General features: G+C 25.1%; 14 protein-coding genes. 5 read left to right on the top strand and 9 right to left on the bottom strand.

Translation table 11 applies throughout. From position 1 onward, the window contains the following. Positions 1-53: 53 nt before the first annotated feature. Genes ABLL_RS06450 through ABLL_RS06435 form a run of 4 tightly spaced genes read left to right on the top strand, consistent with a single transcriptional unit; the run spans position 54 to position 2,957 of the window. The gene (locus ABLL_RS06450) at positions 54-551 is read left to right on the top strand and encodes a nucleoside 2-deoxyribosyltransferase (protein ID WP_014473976.1); all 498 of its coding nucleotides are present in this window, start codon (positions 54-56) and stop codon (positions 549-551) included. Further along, entirely contained in the window at positions 548-1,582 is a 1,035-nt protein-coding gene (locus ABLL_RS06445) for a coproporphyrinogen III oxidase (RefSeq protein ID WP_014473975.1), read from the top strand. The genes ABLL_RS06450 and ABLL_RS06445 overlap by 4 nt, the downstream gene beginning before the upstream one ends. A gap of 12 nt (positions 1,583-1,594) precedes the next feature. Further along, positions 1,595-1,861 (top strand): hypothetical protein, encoded by a 267-nt coding sequence (locus ABLL_RS06440; RefSeq protein WP_014473974.1) that lies wholly within the window; start codon positions 1,595-1,597, stop codon positions 1,859-1,861. A gap of 1 nt (position 1,862) precedes the next feature. Beyond that, the gene (locus tag ABLL_RS06435) at positions 1,863-2,957 is read left to right on the top strand and encodes a YeeE/YedE family protein (protein WP_014473973.1); all 1,095 of its coding nucleotides are present in this window, start codon (positions 1,863-1,865) and stop codon (positions 2,955-2,957) included. A gap of 57 nt (positions 2,958-3,014) precedes the next feature. Here ABLL_RS06435 and ftsZ read toward each other — a convergent pair whose 3' ends face one another. The 9 genes from ftsZ to ABLL_RS06390 form a co-directional block, all read right to left on the bottom strand. Next, complete coding sequence (ftsZ, locus tag ABLL_RS06430) at positions 3,015-4,151, bottom strand: cell division protein FtsZ (RefSeq protein ID WP_014473972.1); 1,137 nt, start codon at positions 4,149-4,151, stop codon at positions 3,015-3,017. After that, positions 4,151-5,539 carry a cell division protein FtsA gene (gene ftsA, locus ABLL_RS06425; protein WP_014473971.1) on the bottom strand — a complete coding sequence of 463 codons (1,389 nt, stop codon included), beginning with the start codon at positions 5,537-5,539 and terminating at the stop codon, positions 4,151-4,153. The genes ftsZ and ftsA overlap by 1 nt, the downstream gene beginning before the upstream one ends. A gap of 3 nt (positions 5,540-5,542) precedes the next feature. After that, a complete protein-coding gene (locus tag ABLL_RS06420; protein ID WP_014473970.1) occupies positions 5,543-7,006 on the bottom strand; it encodes a peptidylprolyl isomerase in 1,464 nt (487 codons plus the stop codon). A gap of 58 nt (positions 7,007-7,064) precedes the next feature. Then, complete coding sequence (locus ABLL_RS06415; RefSeq protein WP_014473969.1) at positions 7,065-9,392, bottom strand: AAA family ATPase; 2,328 nt, start codon at positions 9,390-9,392, stop codon at positions 7,065-7,067. Next, the gene (locus ABLL_RS06410) at positions 9,392-9,757 is read right to left on the bottom strand and encodes a hypothetical protein (protein WP_014473968.1); all 366 of its coding nucleotides are present in this window, start codon (positions 9,755-9,757) and stop codon (positions 9,392-9,394) included. Before ABLL_RS06410 ends, ABLL_RS06415 begins: the two co-directional genes overlap by 1 nt. Further along, positions 9,754-10,104, bottom strand: coding sequence for an arsenate reductase (glutaredoxin) (gene arsC / locus ABLL_RS06405; RefSeq protein ID WP_014473967.1), 351 nt, complete (start codon positions 10,102-10,104; stop codon positions 9,754-9,756). Before arsC ends, ABLL_RS06410 begins: the two co-directional genes overlap by 4 nt. 89 nt (positions 10,105-10,193) lie before the next feature. After that, positions 10,194-11,105: a hypothetical protein gene (locus tag ABLL_RS06400; protein ID WP_014473966.1), complete on the bottom strand. Its 912-nt coding sequence runs from the start codon at positions 11,103-11,105 to the stop codon at positions 10,194-10,196. 59 nt (positions 11,106-11,164) lie between these two features. Next, entirely contained in the window at positions 11,165-12,820 is a 1,656-nt protein-coding gene (locus ABLL_RS06395) for a GMC oxidoreductase (protein ID WP_014473965.1), read from the bottom strand. After that, on the bottom strand, positions 12,817-13,311 hold the full coding sequence (locus ABLL_RS06390) for a gluconate 2-dehydrogenase subunit 3 family protein (protein ID WP_014473964.1): 495 nt from the start codon (positions 13,309-13,311) through the stop codon (positions 12,817-12,819). The genes ABLL_RS06395 and ABLL_RS06390 overlap by 4 nt, the downstream gene beginning before the upstream one ends. Before the next feature lie 59 nt (positions 13,312-13,370). On the opposite strand from ABLL_RS06390, the gene ABLL_RS14675 reads away from it, so the two are divergent. Continuing rightward, the gene (locus ABLL_RS14675) at positions 13,371-15,245 is read left to right on the top strand and encodes a flagellar hook-length control protein FliK (RefSeq protein ID WP_014473963.1); all 1,875 of its coding nucleotides are present in this window, start codon (positions 13,371-13,373) and stop codon (positions 15,243-15,245) included. Positions 15,246-15,247 lie beyond the last annotated feature (2 nt).

Here is a 15,247-nt window from a genome sequence, read left to right as displayed (position 1 = left end):
TCATTGTAAGATTTTCTTTCTTATTCATAAGTAAATTTATATATAATTAGCCCATGAAAAAGATATATATAGCAGGATTTGATGTTTTTGAAAGTAATTCCATAGAGATAGGTAAAAAGTATGTACAACTTTGTAAAAACTATGGTTTTGAAGGTTTATATCCACTTGATAATATCGTAGATTTCAATCAAGAAAAAAGAAAAATTGCACAAGATATTTTTAAAGCTAATGTAAACTTGATAAATCAATGCGATATTGTTATTGCAAATTTAAACTCATTTAGAGGAAAAGAAGCAGATAGTGGAACAGTTTGGGAATGTGGTTATGCAACTGCATTAGGAAAAAAAGTATATGGTTATATGAAAAAAGAGCAAAATTATATAGATAGTTTTTCAAAAGATGAAAAAAAAGTTATAGATAATGTAACTTATGATTTAGAAAATAGAGTTATTGAGGATTTTGATTATTCTATAAATTTAATGATTGCTTGTAGTATACAAAAGATGATATTTGGAGATTTTGAAGATTGTTTAAAGGAGATTTGTAAATGAGTTTGATTTTTGCTAAATCACAAGATGCTAAAAAAGCTTATGAATTAGTTAGAAGTTTACAAACAAGATTTGTAGAAAAACTAAATGATTTAAGTGAAAAATTTGGAGAAGATAAAAAATTTGAAGAAGTTATTTGGCTAAGAAATGGTGGAACTTTTGGTGGTGGAAGTAGATTTGAAGCAAGAGATGAGATATTTTTTAATAGAGCTAGTGTAAATGTATCTCAAGTTCATTATGAAGATGATTCAACAAAAAGTTTAGATAGTGCAACAGCTATTTCAACCATAATTCATCCAAAAAATCCAAACTTACCATCTATTCATATTCATATTAGTTTAACTATTTTAAAAGATGGGAACTCTTATTGGCGAATTATGGCTGATTTAAATCCAAGTATTGAAAATATTGAAGATAAAAAAGTTTTTGAAAAAGCTATAAAAGAAGCTTCAAAAGAGACTTTTGAAGAAGGTATAAAACAAGGTGAAAAATACTTTTTTATTCCAGCATTAAATAGACACAGAGGAATTTCTCACTTCTATTTAGAAAATTATAAAACTCAAGATAAAGAAAAAGATTTTGCATTTGCTTTAAATTTTGGTGAAATTATTATAGATAGATATATTTTGATTTTGAAAAATGCTTTTTTAAATAGACAAACATTTAGTGTTCAAGATATTAAAAAACAACTTGATTATCACACGTTATATCTATTTCAAGTTTTAACTTTAGATAGAGGAACAACTTCAGGACTTTTAGTACATAATGAAAATGACACAGGAATTATGGGCTCACTTCCAAAATTTGTAAATAAAAAACTTTTAGAATCTTGGATAGAAAAAGTTCCAAATCCACAAGATAAACTTTTATTAGAAATTACTAAAACTATAAATGACAATGGCTTAATAGATGAAAATACAAAAAAAGAATTAGCACAAGTTGTAAGAAATCACTACAAAAAATACCCTGATTCATTGAAATATCAGGCAAGTGGAAATACTATACCAACAACAGTTAATAATCATACTAAATAAAAGGAATAGAAAATGAATAAAATTAATGAATTAGAAAAAATTTTAAAAAGTGATGTTTTAATAGAAGTAGATGCTGAACTAAAAGCATTAGAGAAATTAATTTCAAAAGATAAAGATGATAAAGATTTAAAAGTTGAATTAGATTATATATTGGATGTAAAAAAATTTTATGATGAAGTTTTACTTCATATTGAAAAAAAACTTTTAACAGAAGAAGAAGCTATAAATATCCTTAAAGATTTAGAGGATATGAAAGCAGAAGATGAGGACGAGGTATAAAATGTTTGAATTAGAAACTTATCAAATAGTTAATATTTTAGGATTAATAATAGGAATCTTTTTTGGAATAATTGCCCAAAAAAATCAATTTTGTTTTAGTGGTTCAATAAAAGATTATATTTTAATAAAATCTACAAAAAGAGGTGCTTCTGTTATTATGGCAATGATTGTTGCAATTATTTCAACTACAATTATCTCTAAGTATTTTGAATTAGATTTAACACAAACAAATTATTTTAAAAGTAATATAAACTATTTTGCAATAATTTTAGGTGGATTGTTATTTGGTAGTGGAATGATGATTGCTGATGGTTGTAGTAGTAGAAGTTTGATTAAATATGCCCAAGGTGATACAAATGCATTAATCACATTAATTTTTATAGCTATTTTTGCATATGCAACAACTAAAGGACTTTTATTTGATATATTTAATCCATTTATTAATAATGAATTTTTAATAAATGTTTCTTCATATATTACGAATACTCAAATGAACATATATATAGTTTTAGCTATTTTATTTGTTATTCTTTTTTATACAGTAAATAAAAGAATAAAAAGAGTATTTACTTTAATAGATGGAATTTTAATAGGATTACTTGTAAGTGCTGCTTGGTTTGTAAGTGGTTATATCGGTCAAGAAAGTATGGAAAGAAGTATAGAACTAACAGGAATAAGTTTTGTCTATCCAACAGCAAAAACTTTAGAATTGTTTACATATTATCAAGTAAATGAAGTAACATTTAGCATTTGTATGGTTATTGGTGTTTTAGTAGGAACTTTTACTATGTCATTTTTTAATAAAAAATATAGTTTTGGATGTACTGCAAATAAAAATATTAATAAAGTAAAATATAATATGATTGGTGGAGCATTGATGGGAACAGGTGGAATTATGGCTATTGGATGTACAGTAGGACAAGGATTGTCTGGTCTTTCAACATTAGCTTTTGCGTCTGCTATTGCAATTATTTCAATATTTATTTCTGCATTAATAACTGCAAAAATTCTAAATAAATATAATAAACTTCCTATGTGTTTTATCTTTGAATGGGATGATGAAAATAAAAATAAACCTGTTGATTTTCAGATTTAAAAAAGAAAAAAAAGGAGTTTAAACTTTGAAATTTAAACCCCTTTTTTTAATATAACATTAATTTAATTGATATTGAACAATATAATCTCTCATTAAAGGTGGAATATCTAAATAATTTTCACTATCAGCAATAACTGCACTTTGATTACTATTTTCTTCTATTCCCTCTGCTGTTTCTTCAACTTCTTCATTTCTTGATTCAAAACCTGTTGCAACAATAGTGATTTTTACTTCATCTTTTTCTAAAGTACTATCAGAAGTTGTACCAAAAATAATCTCTGCATTTGAATCCATTCTTTCATTTATAGTTCCCATAACATCATTTATTGCAAATAATGAAACTTGTGGATGAATATTAAAATGAATTAAAATTCCTTTTGCACCATTTAATGAAACTTTATCAAGTAATGGAGAATCAATAGCATCTTCTAAAGCTCTTTGAGCAGCATTTTCACCTTTTGCTCGCCCTATTCCCATTAAAGCCATACCTTTGTGTTGCATAATAGTTTTAACATCTGCAAAGTCTGTATTAATATCTGAATTTCCAGGATTTAAAATCACTTCAGACATACCATTTACAGCTTGATATAAAATATTATCAATTATTTTAAAAGCATCTTTCATACCTACATTTTCATCAATAATTTCTAATAATCTATCATTTGGAACAATAATGATTGAATCACTTACTTTTTTTAGTTCTTCAAGTCCAAGATTTGCTAATCCTGCTCTTTTTTTACCTTCCCAAGTAAATGGTTTTGTTACAACAGAAACAGTTAATGCACCTATTTCTTTAGCAGCTTTTGCAATAATTGCAGCAGCTCCTGTTCCAGTACCTCCACCAAGTCCAGCAGCAATAAATACAATATCAGCACCTTTTAAAGAACCTTTTATCTCTTCATAACTTTCAACTGCTGAATCTCGTCCAACTTCTGGTTTCATACCAGCACCTAAACCCTTAGTAAGTTTTAGTCCTAGTTGGATTTTTTTTGGAGCTTTTGAAATATGAAGCACTTGTAAATCAGTATTTGCTGCAATTAAATCAATTTTATGAGAACCTTCATTTATCATGTGGTTAATCATATTACAACCACCACCACCAACTCCAATAACAGCAATTTTTGCTACATTATCAGATAAAACTTTACTTGGCATATCTACTTTTATATCATCAACTCTAAATAAATTTTCCATTAAAACCACTCCGATACTTTACTCCAGAACTTAGAAACACCTTTTTTCTTATCTTTTATTAGAGGTGTTAAAATCGCTCCATTGTCTTTAATTTGAATATGTTCTTTATTATTTGTTTCCATTGTAGGTTTTTCAGAAGGAATTGCATTTGAAACAGAAATTTTAGGTTCAACAACTCTATCTTTTCTCAAAGGTTTAATTAGTTTTTTACTTGAATCTAATTGATAACTTCTATTTGTTCCTAAAGCATAAAATAACAATCCAACAATTGTAGCCATATTAGCTTCATCAAAACTCATAAATCCATTTTTAATATTTTTAGGATTTGAAACACTTATTGGTATACCTTCAAAAATCTTTTCAGTTAATTTTTTGATTCCATCAAGATAACTCATTCCTCCTGTTATTACAATTCCAGAACCTGTATTATCTAATAAACCACTTTTTTTAAGTTTATTTTTTACTAAAACCAAATCTTCTTCAACACGAGCATGAATAATTGTTTGAATATAATCTAATGCAACTTCTGAGATACTCTCTTCATCACCAATTCTAGGAATTTTTACTTTTGTAACACCTAATTCATTATTTGGAGAATAATTTCTAATAAGTGATCCATATTCTAATTTTATCTTTTCAGCAGCTGTTGGAGGAGTATGTAACATAACAGATAAATCATTCGTAATATGATTTGAACCAACAGGAATAAATCCATTAAAAATTATAGAATTACCTTTAAAATAGACAAATTCTGTTGTTGTTGAACCTAGATTTATAACTATTGCACCAAACTTTTTTTGTTGATCATCTAAAACTGCAAGTGCTGCTGCATATGAATCTAAAACAAATTTAACTACTTCTATTCCAGAAATTTTCAATGCTGATTTTATATTAGTTAAAGCTGTTCTTTTAGCTGTTACAATATAAACAGAAACTTCAAGTCTACTTCCGTTCATATTTAAAGGATTATCAACTTCAACAGAATCATCAACTTTAAAAAATATTGGAACAACATGAACAACTTCATATTCTGGAACAATTGTAGCATTGTATAATGCCATTTGCATAACTTGATTTATTTCAGTTTCTGTTATAAGTCCATTTGGAACATTAACTGAACCACTACTTCTAATACTTTTTGAATAACTTCCAGAAATAGATACAACTGTTGTATCAACTAATTCTGTTGTAGTTCTTTTTGCAATAGAAACCGCATCTTTTATAGCTTTTGAAGCTTCTTCAATATTAATAATTAAACCTTTATTAATACCATTACTTTTTTGAATTCCTGTACCTAATATATTTATATTATTTTCTAAATCATGTTTTGCAATAACTGCGGTTATTGTTGATGAACCTATGTCAATTGCTAAAAAAGTATTATTCAATTATTACTCCTTTTCTTGGATTGAAGATTGAATAGTAAAAGTATTTTCTAATTTTTTCATTAGGTTTAACATTAATTCTTCTTCTTGAAGTTGGATTATTGTTCCTTTTACAACGTCATCTTTTGTTTTATTATAATCAGCCATTTTTGAATTATTAATTCTAAAAAGAACTATTTTATTGTCTAATTTTACAATTCCTTCTTTTGTAGTTGCAGAAAATAATTGATTTAAAAATTTAGCTGCTTCTTGTTGTTCTAAACCAGGGATTTTTGTAATTGATTCTCTTGTAATACCTGAAATCTCTTCACCTTTAAAATCTTTTAGTGTTGAATTTGCAATTTCTTCTAATTTTTTTGATTTTAATACTTTTTCAAAATCAGTTTTTACTTGAACTAAAGCTTGTTCAAAAGTCAAGGTAATTGAAGGATTTTTCTTAACTACTTTTACAATATAATATTTATTATTTTCAAAAAATGGTTTTACAATTTCTAAATCTTTTGATTCTTCAATTTTTAAATTATTTTCTGATGAATAAGGAAGTTGAGTTTGTACAAAATTTTGAGTAAGATCAAATTTATCTTCATCTTTTTTAAGTTTTAAATATATTTTTAAAGCTTCTGTTTTTGTAAATTTTTCATCTAAATCTTTAATTATTTGTTCTCTTGCTTCTTCTAAAGACTTAATTTTTCCATCTTCATGTTTATAATCAATTTTAAATTTTTCATAATGAGTTTTAATTTCATCTTCTGTTGGATTAGAAGAAGCTAAAGGTATCTCTTTTATTTGTAAATCATATGAAACTTCTGACATATAAGAATTTTTATTTTCTTCCCAGTATTTTTTTAGTTCATCATCTTTTAAATCAACTGAGATATCATTTATTGACAAAATTTTAAAACTAATATCATCTTCTAAAAAAAGTAATTTACTAATATTTTCAATTTCATTTGAAGTAGGATTTATTTCAAATAATTTTTGAACTTTTTGTAATAATAGACCTCTTTTTAAAGATTCTTCAAAATCTTTTGGTGTCATTCTATTTTGAGCTAAAACTCTTATATAAGTCTCTTTATCAAATTTACCATCTTTTGTGAAAGCTTGATATTTTAGTAACTCTTTAGCAATTTCTTCATTTGTAACATCTAAACCTAAAGAATCTCCATAAGACATAATTAGATTTTTTTGTAAAGCTTGTCTTAAAGCTACATCTTTTAATTTTAGTTGTTCAGCTAATTCTTTGTTAAACATTGTTCCGAACATTCTTGAATATTGATCATAAAGATTTGAATACTCTTGTTGATACTCTTCAACAGAAATTTCTCTATCACCAACAACTGCTACTACTCCGCCTTGTTTTCCATACTCGTAAGAACCCCAACCAACAAATCCAGCTCCAACGAATGCAATTGTACTTATCCAAATAGTAATTACTAGCCACTTCTTGTGTCTTTGCATCCACGTTATCATAAAATATAATCCTCTTAAAAATTTTAGAGATAATACAAAAAAGTTGCTTTTATGTTCGTTAAACGCTAATCATTTCTATATTAGAAGAGTCAATATTTAGCTCTTTTTTACTTAATAAATCATTTATAACTGATTCTCTAATAGTGATTTCAAGTTTTTTACAAGCACTTTTAAAAGCTTCTTCTTCTCCTACAATAAAGCACATCTTTTTTGCTCTTGTAATTGCAGTGTATAAAAGCTTAGTATTATGCATAATATAGTGAGAAAAACTCATAGGAATTAAAGCATTATCATATTCCATACCTTGAGTTTTATGAATAGTTAAGCAATAAGCTAAAGATAATAGATGATGTACATTTTCAAAATCATAAAATACAACCATATCATCATTTGGATATAAAACAATACATTTTTCTTCATCAAAATCAAGCTTTATTATAAGTCCTAATTGACCGTTATAAACTCTTCTTTCTAAAAAATCAGTTGAAGCATTTTTATACATACTCATTGTTTGAGCTCGCATATTTTCATTTTTTATATGAATAACTTTATCTGTTAATTTATATTCATAAATTTTTGATACAAAAGCTTTTCCTTTTGTATGATTAAAAAGTTTTTGAAGTTGAATATTTAAATTATCAACACCTAAAATCCCACCTTTCATAGGAGTAATTACTTGAAAAAGTGTCAAAGCTTTTGATATTTTTTTCTTTTTTATAAAATCATAATAATCTTGTATATAAGTTGAAGAAATATTTAAAATATTATTTAAAATATATTCACTATTTTCACCTCTTAAATCAGCAAATTCATTTGTAGAAACTGAATTTTTTCTTGAATAATAATTTGAAATAGAAACATCAATAAATTTAAAATCTTCATACTCTTGTTTATAATCAGGTAATTCACCTTTTCTTATATCATTTGCAATTACAGCTATTGCTTGATTTTCATTTTGTCTATAAATTTTTGTTAATTTGCAAATTGGAGCTAATTCATATTTTATAGCATCAGCTAATACATTACCAGCACCAATTGCGGGTAATTGTCCATCATCTCCAACAATTATAAAAATTGTATCATCATCAATTTTTGAAACAATTTGATAAAAAGTTACAGAATTTACCATAGAAGCTTCATCAAGTAAAATAGCTTTATATGGAAAAAAATCTTTCTCTTTATGTTTTACAAGTAAGCTTTGTATTGTTGAAGAATTATAACCTGTTGTATCACTTATTCTTTGAGATGCTATTCCACTAAGTGCAATAGTCATAATATCATCATAACTCATAATTTCTTCAAGAAGTTCCAGTATTGCTCTACTTGAAGTTGATTTTCCAGTTCCAGCATAACCTATCAAAAAAAGCGTTTTATCACCATTATTTATAAGTTCAACTGCTTTTTTCTGCTCTTCACTTAAATCAAATCCTAAAGTCTGCTGTTTTTTTACTAAATATTCATCAAAGGTTGCGATAATTTTTCTGTTTTTTTCATTTTTTCGTCTACTAAAAAAATCTAAAATTCTTTTTTCAGCATAATAAAGCATTGAAAGAGCAAGCCTATTTTCACTTGTAACAAAAATATTTTCTTCAACAAGCATTTTTGAAATTGCTTGTTCATATAACGTTTCTTCATTTGAAAATCTCAAACTTTCATCTAAAAGTTTGTACAAATGAAATTTATCTATTGAAGAATTTCCATTGTTATCACAATATTCTCTTAAAGTATAGTTTAAACAAGCCATTATTCTAAACTCTGATTTAGGGTCAATTCCTAAAGATTTTGCTATTTCATCAGCTCTTTTAAATCCAATTCCTTTTATGTTTATTAAAATATATGGATTTTCTTTGATTTTATCTATAAGATTTTCAACTTCTCCTAAACTTGAATATATTTTTGTAATAAGATTTGAAGTAACTCCAAATTTTGCCAAAAAAGAACCTAATTCACGTAAATGCTTAAATTTCTGCCAAGAAGAAACAATAGTTTCAAGTTTTTTATCTTTTATTCCTTTGAAATCTAAAAGTTCATTTGGTCTTTCATTTAATATCTCAACTAATTCATCTTCTGAATATTTTTCCAAAAGTTCATGAGCAAATTTTTTTCCAACACCTTTTACAATTTTTGTAAGAAAAAAAAACATTTCTGCTTCTTTAAGTTCTAAAGTATCAAATTCAAATTGAACTCCATATTTTTTATGAGTAATCCAATTTCCTTTTAATATAACTTCTTCACCTACAATTTTTTCAATATCCGTATCAAAATATGCACCACAAATTTTTTGATTATTTTCTAAAACAGCAATTATGTATTTTGTTTCGTCATTTTTATAAAGAACTTTTTTTATAATTCCAGATAATTTAAAACTTTTATACTCTTCTTGCATTAATATCCATCATTAAATTTATGTTTTTTATGTTTATCTTTTTTATAATTACTTTTATTTTTTTCTTTTTGAAGAAGATTTGCATCTTTTAACAAGTTTGCTCTTTCTTCCTCAAAAGTTTCACTATGATTTTGTGTATAATTTACTGTTTTTGAGATAAATACTTTTAAATTTGTATAATATTCTGAATATAACTCAACTTCTTGAGTTTTTTTCATATCTTCATAATTTTTTTTAGTTCTTTGTTTAAATAATTCTTTATCAAAGTTTTCTATTTTTAATAATGAAATAGTTCTTGTAAAAAATTTTTCTAAAACTCTTATATATTTGATTCGTTGTTGTTTTTCATTTATTTCAAAAGTCATTTAAGTAATTCTTCTAATTTTTCAATAGGTCTTGCTATTACAGCTTTATCGCCTTTTATAATAATTGGCCTTTCTATTAAAATTGGATGTTCAACCATAATTTCAATCAATTGTTCTTCATCAATTACATTTTTAAGATTTAACTCTTTATAAATATCTTCACCAGTTCTTAAAAGTTCACTAGCTTTCATATTTAATTTTTTTAGTACATCTTTTAATTGCTCTTTTGAAGGTGATGTTTCTAGATATTTTACAATATTAGCATTTATACCTTTTTCTTCTAAAAGTGTCATTGCATTTCTTGATTTTGAACATTTTGGATTATGCCAGATTTGGATATTTTGCATATAATAAACCTTATTTTTCTAATAAAGTTTATTATATCTAAAAGTTTTTTATAGAAGATAAAATATTACAAAGTGTAATGTTTCAAGTTTTAAAATGTTGCACCTAAAGTTAAAATAGGTCCTTTATATTGGAATTTATATCCATTTATATCATCTTCAAAATCTAATGTTCTATTTTTATATCCTGCACTTAAAATCAGTGCATCATTATTTAGTAATTTATAACCTAGATTTACATAATACTCATAAACATAATCTATATTATGATTTTTTCCATATGAAACTCCATATTCAACTTGCAGTTTATCATCTTCATTTTTCATATGAAATTCTAAAGTAGGAAACTCTTCAGTATTTGATAATACAACATTGTATTTTACAACTTTCCAATCTAAATCAAATTTGTTATAAGCTATACCCAAATTTGCATTTTTAAAATTATATAGATAATATAGTTTATTCCATTTTGTTGTCGTTTCTAAATCAGACCCAATTAAAAGTACATTATTAAAATATGCTTTTGAATCCATAAAATCAGCTTTTAATATATGATTTTTATATTTAAAAGATATTTCTGGAATAACTTCATTTGTTTCATCCAAAACACTAACTTTATTAGTACCATAAATATCTGTTTTCAAAAAAGAATATGTTAATTTTGGTGTTATTGAAAAATCTTTACTAAAATTACTTTGAGAAACTTTTTTTTCATCTTTTAAAATATTATCTTTTTTGTATTCTTTTACAAACTCATTATTTATTGGTTTTGATAGTTCTTGTTTTTCTTCAATTATTTCATCTTTAAATGTTTGAATATTATCATTTTTATTTATATCTTCAATTTTTTCATATTCATTGTTTCCAGCAGTGTTAATTTCAGTTTTTTTATTTATAAAATTGTATTCAACTTTTTTTTCTTGTGATAAATTACTTAAAGGAACATAATCATCACTTGCAAAAAGATATAAAACTAAACTTGAAATTATTATTATTTTTTTCATAAAAAAACTCCTCATTTTTTAAACAGCAGATAATATCAAACTTTATTTTAAAAAATTATTTAAACTATTATCTTATTATAATTATTTTTTATGTATTCTGCAACTCTAAATGAATTGGCATAAATAGTAAATGTATAAGGAACACTTCCACCTGTTGGCATAAAACTTCCATCTGTTACAAATAGATTTGAAACTTCATGAGCTTGACAATTTTTATTTAAAACTGAAGTTTTTGAATTATCTCCAAATCTACAACCACCAGCTTGTAAATTTGAAGATGGAAGTGCTGATATATCTGAAACTATATTTTTACCACCCATTTTTTCAAAAACTTTAAGTGCTTTTTCTTTTATAAAATTTGCAATTTTCAAATCTCTTTCATGAGCGCCAATTCTTATATTTGCAACAGGAATGCCATATTTATCTTTATATTTTTCATCAACACTTATAAAAGCATTATCATTTGGTGTCCAATCAATAAAAATTTCCATATTTAAAGTTCTTGTTTTTGTAAAGGTTCCAAATATTGCGTTTTGTAACTCTTCCCCTATTCTTAAATCTCCATTTTCTTTCCATCGTAAACTTGAAGCTCTTCGTATAGGATTTTGATGTTCAAAAAGTACATCAATAACTCCTCCTTTGAACTCTTTTGTATAATACCAATCCATAATTGACCTATTTACAAAAAGTCCAGAAGCGTGTAAATCTTTTAAAGGAAGATGTGTTTCATCAAAAGTAGCACTAATTATTCCACCACTACTTGAAAGAAAATTTTTACCTACATTTCCACTATTATTTGCAACTCCATTTGGAAAGTTTTCATCTTTTGAGTTAAGTAATAATCTTGAAGTTTCAACAGCTTGAGCAGCAACTACAAAAAGTTTTGCTTCAAGCTCTTTTTTAGTTCCATTTTTTGTTAAATATGTAGCACTTTTTATCTTTTTATCTGTTGTTGTATTTAACTTTATAACAAAAGCATTTGGAATTATTTCAACATCATTTGTAAGAAGTGTATCTTTTATTAAACTTGCCCGTGAACTTCCTTTTGCTCCACTTGAACAAGCATATGAACCACAATAATTTGAGTAATAACAAGGATTTCTAAAATCTTTTTGTTTTGAAATAATTGCTCTTGGAGTTTTTATACAAGTATAATCTAAATCAGAACAAGCTTTATCTATCAAATCAACTATTTTATTTTCATTTAATGATGGATATATAAAGTCTTTTGTACTTCTTGGTTCTAAAAAAGCATATTCTTGAACCTTTCCAGAAACTCCAACAAGCTCTTCAACTTTTGTATAGTATGGTTCCAACTCTTCATAACTTATAGGCCAATCTACAATATTTGAATTTTTTGGAACTCCATAAATTGAAGCTAGTTTAAAATCATTTGGTTTAAGTCTATGGAAATATCCACTCATAAAGTTTGAAGAACCTCCAAGAAGTGAGCCATTCCAAAAACTCCAACCACTTTCATATGTTGGAAATTTATGCCAAGAACCATCAATAAACTCTTCAATAGTATGATATTCTTCTTTTAAATTTGGTGTATAAATATCACGGCGTACTACAATTTCATCTTTTGAAAAATCTTTTTCATTGTAAATATCACCTTTTTCTAAAACACAAACTTTTAAACCAGCATGACTTAATTCATAGATTATTGGACCAGCACCTGCTCCACTTCCAATAACACAAACATCATATATCATATTTTTTGTCCGTAAGTCTTTAAAGGTCGTGGATAGCCAATATTATGTTTTACACTATTCCATCCAATTTGTTCAAAATTTCCACCATAAATTGGATCACTAAACATAGCTTCAACTCCATAATATGTAAGTTTCGAAATCCAAGATTTTGCATAAGAACTATTTTTTATAATTCTAAAAATCAACTCTTTTTTTTCATCTTCTTTCAAATTCAAAAAATCTGGAAAACTTTCAATAAAATCTTTTGTTCCATCAACAATCAAAACCTTGTCATCATCATCAAAAGTTTTATGTGAAATATTTTGAACTAAATAATTTAATGCTTTAAACTCTTTTGCACTTGGCATTGTTGAAGTTTTTGGAAAGATTATATTCAGTATTTCATCCAAAATGATTAAATTATTTTTTGAAATAATTCTTGCAATTACTATATTTGAAGATAATAAAAGAGCCCAAACAGTAGTAAATTTAATAAAAGTTCTTCTTTTCATAAAAAAAGTATAACTAAAAAAGTGTTTAATTCCTGTTTAGATTATGTTATACTTAACTCATGTTAGTTTCAAATAGTACTTTATTAAATATTCTTACTACAAATGATAACAAAGTTCTAAAAGATGTATTAAAAGAAGCAGATACTAAAAGTTTAGAACAAATGGTTAAAAATAACTCTACATCTGCAACTGATGTATTAAAAGAGTTATTTACTAATCTAAAAGATGGAACAAAATCAAACACAACTATTGAAAATATTTTAAAAAATTCTAATATTTTTAAAGATTTAGGAAATGTATCTTCAAACTTATCAAATTTACTTGAAAATATTTCTGAAGATGAAAATTTACAAAAATTTAAACCATTAATTGAAAATTTTTTAAAAAATATAAAAGATATGGATGCAAATACATTAAAAGAACAACTCAAAAATTCTGGTGTATTTTTAGAATCAAAATTATCACAAAATTCAAATACAAAACTTGAAACTATTTTAAATCAAATACAAAATTTAGTAAAAGATATAAATACACCTCAAGCAAAACAGGTAAATGAGCTTTTAAATAAACTTTTACAAACTCCACAAAATAGTAATCAAACTACAAATACAAATGTAGAATTTACTAATAATTTAAAATCTCTTACAACAGCTTTACAAAATTTAAATAGTTCATTAACTCCAACTCAAACACAAAATTTAGCAAATCTTTCAACTCAACTAAATTCTTTGGTAAATAATGGCTCTTTAGTAGAATCAAAAGTAGAAAATAGTGTTTTAAATCAAATTCAAAATTTAGTAAAAGATATAAATACACCTCAAGCAAAACAAGTAAATGAGCTTTTAAATAAACTTTTACAAACTCCACAAAATAGTAATCAAACTACAAATACAAATGTAGAATTTACTAATAATTTAAAATCTCTTACAACAGCTTTACAAAATTTAAATAATTCATTAACTCCAACTCAAACACAAAGTTTAGCAAATCTTTCAACTCAACTAAATACTCTGATGACCCAAGATGCTCCTTTACAAAATCTACAAACAAAAGAAGTGATTAATACACAAACTAAAGAGTTATTAGGTCAAATTAAAAATGATATTATTCAAAGTCCTATTTTACAAAATAAAAATATTTTACCAATGATTGATAATCTTTTAAAAATGCCTGATTTATTTGTAAAAGGTGAGAATTTACAAAATCTTCTTACTTCTTCAAATAATTTAAGTACATTTTCAAATAATTTTGCATCAAATTTAACTCCTCTTTTAAACAATTTAAAAGAGAGCTTAGAAGTATTAAATCCTAATAATTCAAATTTACAAAATCATCTAACAAAATTAGTAGATAAAGTTGAACATATAATTCAAGATATATCAAATAATCCTAAAACAGATGTAAAAATTACAGATGATATGAAATCTGTTTTATTACAAATGCAAGATGATTTATCTTCAAAAACTGATGCAAAATCTCAAGATATATCAAAACAAATTGATAAACTCTTAACGCAAATAGATTATCATCAATTAACTTCTTTAACTTCAAATTCAAATTATGTTTATCTTCCATTTTTTTGGGAAATGATGGAAGATGGAACAATAAATATGAAAAAAGGTGAAGAAGATAAATTTTATTGTCAAATTAATCTTACATTAAAAGATTTTGGAAAAGTTGATTTAATGCTGGGATTATATGATAAAAATAAACTTGATTTAACAATATATGCCCAAAGAGAACATTTCAAAGTTGCAATTAGAGATAATATGCAAAAATTAAAAATTGCTTTAAATAGTGTAAATTTAATTCCAGTAAATATCAAACTTCTTGATATGAATGAAGATGAAAAAAAAGAGAATAAACCAACACAAGTCTATATGAATAATGCCTATAATCAAAGTATTAGTTCTGGAATTGATATAAGAGTATAAAA

Source organism: Arcobacter sp. L, assembly GCF_000284235.1.
In the GTDB taxonomy this organism is placed as follows: Bacteria; Campylobacterota; Campylobacteria; order Campylobacterales; family Arcobacteraceae; genus Aliarcobacter; species Aliarcobacter defluvii.
This window is presented reverse-complemented; position numbering and strand designations above follow the sequence as displayed.

Excerpts from the sequence above, each read along its gene's own strand:
- ABLL_RS06450 (WP_014473976.1), top strand. The coding sequence starts at position 54 with ATGAAAAAGATATATATAGCAGGATTTGATGTTTTTGAAAGTAATTCC.
- ABLL_RS06445 (WP_014473975.1), top strand. The coding sequence starts at position 548 with ATGAGTTTGATTTTTGCTAAATCACAAGATGCTAAAAAAGCTTATGAA.
- ABLL_RS06440 (WP_014473974.1), top strand. The coding sequence starts at position 1,595 with ATGAATAAAATTAATGAATTAGAAAAAATTTTAAAAAGTGATGTTTTA.
- ABLL_RS06435 (WP_014473973.1), top strand. The coding sequence starts at position 1,863 with ATGTTTGAATTAGAAACTTATCAAATAGTTAATATTTTAGGATTAATA.
- ftsZ (WP_014473972.1), bottom strand. The coding sequence starts at position 4,151 with ATGGAAAATTTATTTAGAGTTGATGATATAAAAGTAGATATGCCAAGT.
- ABLL_RS06420 (WP_014473970.1), bottom strand. The coding sequence starts at position 7,006 with ATGATAACGTGGATGCAAAGACACAAGAAGTGGCTAGTAATTACTATT.
- ABLL_RS06415 (WP_014473969.1), bottom strand. The coding sequence starts at position 9,392 with ATGCAAGAAGAGTATAAAAGTTTTAAATTATCTGGAATTATAAAAAAA.
- ABLL_RS06410 (WP_014473968.1), bottom strand. The coding sequence starts at position 9,757 with ATGACTTTTGAAATAAATGAAAAACAACAACGAATCAAATATATAAGA.
- arsC (WP_014473967.1), bottom strand. The coding sequence starts at position 10,104 with ATGCAAAATATCCAAATCTGGCATAATCCAAAATGTTCAAAATCAAGA.
- ABLL_RS06400 (WP_014473966.1), bottom strand. The coding sequence starts at position 11,105 with ATGAAAAAAATAATAATAATTTCAAGTTTAGTTTTATATCTTTTTGCA.
- ABLL_RS06395 (WP_014473965.1), bottom strand. The coding sequence starts at position 12,820 with ATGATATATGATGTTTGTGTTATTGGAAGTGGAGCAGGTGCTGGTCCA.
- ABLL_RS06390 (WP_014473964.1), bottom strand. The coding sequence starts at position 13,311 with ATGAAAAGAAGAACTTTTATTAAATTTACTACTGTTTGGGCTCTTTTA.
- ABLL_RS14675 (WP_014473963.1), top strand. The coding sequence starts at position 13,371 with ATGTTAGTTTCAAATAGTACTTTATTAAATATTCTTACTACAAATGAT.